The sequence below is a fragment of the Archangium violaceum Cb vi76 genome (genome assembly GCF_000733295.1).
GTDB lineage: Bacteria > Myxococcota > Myxococcia > Myxococcales > Myxococcaceae > Archangium > Archangium violaceum.
The window spans coordinates 1-4,811 of sequence record NZ_JPMI01000047.1; the positions used below are offsets into that span (position 1 = coordinate 1).

Below are 4,811 nucleotides of genomic sequence, written 5' to 3' on the forward strand. Positions count from 1 at the left end.
TGCCACGCATCCCGGGTTGAACCCCCTGTCCACACTGGGGTCCATGGGTTGAAGAACAGGGACAAATACCCTCACCCTGACCCTCTCCCGAGGGGAGAGGGGACATCCGCGGGCCCTCGGGACAGCGTCGCGAGGCTCTGGTCCCTCTGCGACGTCCTCCGGGACGACGGCACCTCGTACCACCACTACGTCACCGAGCTCACCCAGCTCCTCTTCCTCAAGATGGCCAAGGAGGCCGGCCAGGAGGAGGCCCTTCCCAAGGGCCAGCGCTGGGATGACCTGAAGGCCCGAACCGGCGTCGCGCGGTACGACTTCTACCAGCAACTGCTCCTCGAGCTCGGACGCGCCCCCAACCGGCGCGTCCGCGCCATCTACTCGAGCGCCCGGACCGCCCTGCGCCAGCCCAGGCACCTCGAGCAGCTCGTGGACGGCATCGACGCGCTCGACTGGTTCAGCGCGCGCGAGGACGGCCTGGGCAACCTCTACGAGGGCCTGCTCGAGAAGAACGCGACCGACATCAAGAGCGGCGCGGGCCAGTACTTCACGCCCCGCCCCCTCATCAACACGATGGTGGCGCTCATCCAGCCCCAGCCCGGAGAGCACATCCAGGACCCGGCGGCCGGAACGGGCGGCTTCCTCGTCGCGGCCCATGAGCACATCAAGGCCAGGACGCGAAACCTCCAGGACCTCGGAGAGAAGGAAGCCACCTGGCAGGTGGAGCAGGCCTATGCCGGCGTGGAGCTGGTCCCCGAGACGCAGCGGCTCGCGCTGATGAACTGCCTGCTGCACGGCATCGAGGGGCCTCGCGGCGGTGAGGGCGCCATCCAACTCGGGGACTCGCTGTCGGGCCTGGGCGCGAGTCTGCCCCGGGCCCACGTCATCCTCACCAACCCGCCATTCGGAACGAAGAAGGGCGGCGGACGGCCCACCCGGGAGGACCTGACGTACTCCACGAGCAACAAACAGCTCGTCTTCCTCCAGCACATCTACCGGGGCCTCGCGCCAGGTGGCCGCGCCGCCGTCGTGCTGCCCGACAACGTGCTCTTCGAGGACGGCGTGGGACAGAAGGTGCGCACCGAGCTGATGGACCTGTGCGACCTGCACACGCTCCTGCGGTTGCCCACGGGCCTCTTCTACGCCCAGGGCGTGAAGACGAACGTCCTCTTCTTCACCCGGGGCCCGAAGGACACGGGCAACACCCAGGCGGTGTGGGTCTACGATCTGCGCGCGAACATGCCGAGCTTCGGCAAGCGCACGCCCTTCACGTCCGGGACGCTGAAGCCCTTCGTGGACGCCTACGGCACGGACCCGCACGGCAAGAGCCCGCGCGAGGACGAGGGGGAGACCGGGCGGTTCCGCCGATTCACGCGCGAGGAGCTCGCGAAGCGCCACGACAACCTCGACATCGCGTGGCTCAAGGACGGCGGCCAGCATGACCCCGAGGACATGCCCGACCCGGAGGCGCTCTCCGCGGAGATCGAGGTCGAGCTCCAGAGCGCCCTGCGGGAGCTCCAGGCGCTCACGAAGCTCCTCACGGGCGCACCGGAGGAGGACGGCGAGGAGGCGGCATGAGCCCCCTTCCGCGGGGATGGGCGACCACCCGCCTCGGTGACGTCGTCGAGGTGGTTCGAGGGGCCTCGCCTCGCCCCAAGGGCGACCCACGGTATTTCGGCGGTCCCATCCCGTGGATCTCCATCGGAGACCTCGGCCGCGAGCAGGCCCGGACGCTGTCGAAGACGGCGGAAGGGGTGACCCCCGCCGGTGCCCGGAAGAGCCGCCTGCTCCCCGCGGGGACCCTCATCCTGTCGAACAGCGCCACGGTCGGAATCCCGAAGATCCTCGCGGTGGAGGGCTGCATCCATGACGGCTTCGTGGCCTTCCCGAACCTCGACCCGCGCTTGTTCGTGACGGAGTTCCTCTACGAGTTCTTCCGCCATATCCGCACCCGGCTGACCGACGAGAACCGCCGGGGCATGACGCAGGTCAACCTCAACACCGGGATCGTCCGGAACATCGAAGTCGTCATTCCCCCGCTCGCCGAGCAACGGCGCATCGTGGCCAGACTCGACACGCTCCTCGCCCACAGTGGCGCGGCGAAAGCGTCACTGGAGCGCGTGCACGAGCTGCTCGGGCGGTTGCGGCGGACCGTCCTGGCGGCGGCCTTCCGGGGAGACCTGACGGCGGACTGGCGCGCGAAGCGTGGGCCGGACTCCGTCTGGAATGCAGCGAGCGCCGCCGCGCTGGGGATTCCAGGATGCCGCCCCCCCCAGCTCGAGAAGCCCGGGGACGACGGCGTCGAACAAGCCCGGTGGCCGCACCAGCGGCTCCCGGAGGGCTGGTGTTGGGTGCCCTTCGAGCTCGTGTTCTCGGACGAGACGAGCGGCGACAAGAAACTCAAGCGGGAGGACTACCTGGAGCACGGCGAGTTCCCCGTGGTCGACCAGGGCACGTCCGAGGTGGGCGGCTACTCGAATGATTCGAAGCTCGTCTACGACGGGGAGCTGCCGGCCGTGGTCTTCGGCGACCACACCCGTTGCGTGAAGCTCCTCTCGCGCCCCTTCATCCAGGGAGCGGAGGGCGTGAAGGTGCTGCGGCCGTCCCCCCTCGTCGAGCCGGGTTACGCCTTCTTCCTGCTGCGGGCCATCTCCATCCCGGAACGGACCTACGGCCGCCATTTCAAGTTCGTGAAACCCGCCTGGTTTCCCCTGGCGCCCAGAGCCGAGCAGCTCGAAATCGTCTCCCGGCTCCACGCGGCCCGGGCCCGCGAAGACGCGCTCGCGGCTCGAGCGGGAAGACAGCGGGACAACCTCTCCCTGCTCGAACGGTCGCTCCTCGCGCGGGCCTTCCGCGGCGAGCTCGTTCCCCAGGACCCGGACGACCCGCCCGTCTCCGCGCTGCTGGAGCGCATCCGCGCGGAACGTGACCCGCCATGACGAGCCGAGGAGGGTGCGTTCCCCGCCCACCTGCCCGGCGTCGTGCCACGCGTTGACTTGGCCAGGGGGCCGGGCATTGTGCCCCTCCCCCATGGACGCGTCCCCCTTCCGCTCCCACTGGTCGCTCGATCCCGAGGTGACCTTCCTCAACCACGGCTCCTTCGGCGCCTGCCCCACGCGCGTGCTGGAAGAGCAGTCCCGGCTGCGCGCCCGCCTGGAGGCCGAGCCCGTCCGCTTCCTCCACCGCGAGCTCGAGCCCCTCGCCGATGCGGCCCGCGCCGCGCTCGGGGACTTCCTGGACGTCAACCCGGACGACCTCGCCTTCGTCAACAACGCCACCACGGGCGTCAACACCGTGCTGCGCTCGCTGCGCTTCGCTCCCGGTGACGAGCTGCTCACCACCGACCACGAGTACAACGCCTCCCGCAACGCGCTCGACTTCGTGGCCAGCCAGTGGGGCGTGAAGGTGGTGGTGGTGAAGCTGCCCTGGCCCGTGCCCTCGCCCCAGTCCGTGGTGGACACGGTGCTCTCCCACGTCACCCTCAACACCCGGCTGCTGCTCATCGACCACATCTCCAGCCAGACGGCGCTGGTGATGCCGGTGGCCGGGCTCATCCGTGCCCTGCGCGAGCGCGGCATCGAAACGCTCGTGGACGGAGCCCACGGGCCCGGGCAGGTGCCCCTGTCCCTGCACCGGCTCGGCGCCGGCTACTACACCGGCAACTGCCACAAGTGGATGTGTGCCCCCAAGGGCGCCGCCTTCCTCTACGTGCGCAAGGACCTCCAGCCCGGCATCCGCCCCCTCGTCATCAGCCACGGGTACAACTCGCGGCGCACGGACCGCTCGCGCTTCCGCCTGGAGTTCGACTGGCTCGGGACGGATGACCCCACCCCCTTCCTCTGCATCCCCAAGGCGCTGGAGGTCGTGGGCGGCATGCTCCCCGGCGGCTGGCCCGAGGTGATGGCCCACAACCACGCCAAGGCGCTGGCGGCGCGGACCCTCCTGTGCCAGCGGCTCAAGGTGGTCCCCCGCTGCCCCGAGGACATGGTGGGCTCCATGGCCACCGTGCCCCTCCCGGACGGCTTCCCGGCCGAGCCCTCGGTGCTGGGGTTGGATCCGCTCCAGGACCGGCTCCTCTCCGAGTACCGCATCGAGGTGCCCATCGTCCCCTGGCCCAAGGCCCCCCACCGTCACGTCCGCCTGTCCGCCCAGCTCTACAACTCGCACACGGAGTACCAGCGGCTCGCCGAGGCTTTGGAGGCGCTGGTACGCTGAGTAAGCTGCCGCGCAATGCCTCGTTACGCCACCATCGATGTGGGGACCAACTCGGTCCTCCTGCTCGTCGCCGACCGCCTGCCGGATGGCCGCTTCCAGGCCGTCCGCGAGCGCGCTGAAATCACCCGCCTGGGCCGGGGCGTGGACAAGAGCCGCCGCCTCTCGCCCGAGGGCCTGGAGGCCACCCTCCAGGTACTCTCCGACTTCGCCAGCGAGGCCCGGAGCCTGGGCGCGGAGGCCATCGCCGTGTCCGCCACCAGCGCCGCGCGCGACGCGGAGAACGGCGCCGAGTTCCTCAACGGGGCCCGCGAGCGAGCCGGCGTGACGGTGGACATCATCTCCGGCGAGCTGGAGGCGCAGCTCTCCTTCACCTCGGCCCACGCGGACTTCGGGCGAGAGGCCTCGGCGCCCCTGGTGGTCATCGACATCGGCGGCGGCTCCACCGAGTTCATCTACGGGGACGCGCAGGGCCGCATGGCCTTCCGGCACAGCTTCGACGTGGGCGCGGTGCGCATGACCGAGCGCCACGTGCACTCGGACCCGATGTCCGCCGCGGACCGGGCCCGTGTGGAGTCGCACCTGCGCGAGACGTTCTCCGCCCT

Annotated in this window: 4 protein-coding genes; all 4 read left to right on the plus strand. The window is 70.3% G+C overall.

What is annotated here, in order from left to right:
* Window positions 1–48 precede the first annotated feature (48 nt).
* Complete coding sequence (locus Q664_RS08285) at window positions 49–1,572, plus strand: class I SAM-dependent DNA methyltransferase (protein ID WP_052517836.1); 1,524 nt, start codon at window positions 49–51, stop codon at window positions 1,570–1,572.
* Entirely contained in the window at window positions 1,569–2,933 is a 1,365-nt protein-coding gene (locus tag Q664_RS51750) for a restriction endonuclease subunit S (RefSeq protein ID WP_052517837.1), read from the plus strand. Before Q664_RS08285 ends, Q664_RS51750 begins: the two co-directional genes overlap by 4 nt.
* 91 nt (window positions 2,934–3,024) lie before the next feature.
* A complete protein-coding gene (locus Q664_RS08295) occupies window positions 3,025–4,209 on the plus strand; it encodes an aminotransferase class V-fold PLP-dependent enzyme (protein WP_043391904.1) in 1,185 nt (394 codons plus the stop codon).
* A gap of 15 nt (window positions 4,210–4,224) precedes the next feature.
* Window positions 4,225–4,811, plus strand: a 587-nt coding sequence (locus Q664_RS08300; RefSeq protein ID WP_043391907.1) for a Ppx/GppA phosphatase family protein, incomplete at its 3' end; no start/stop codon positions are given.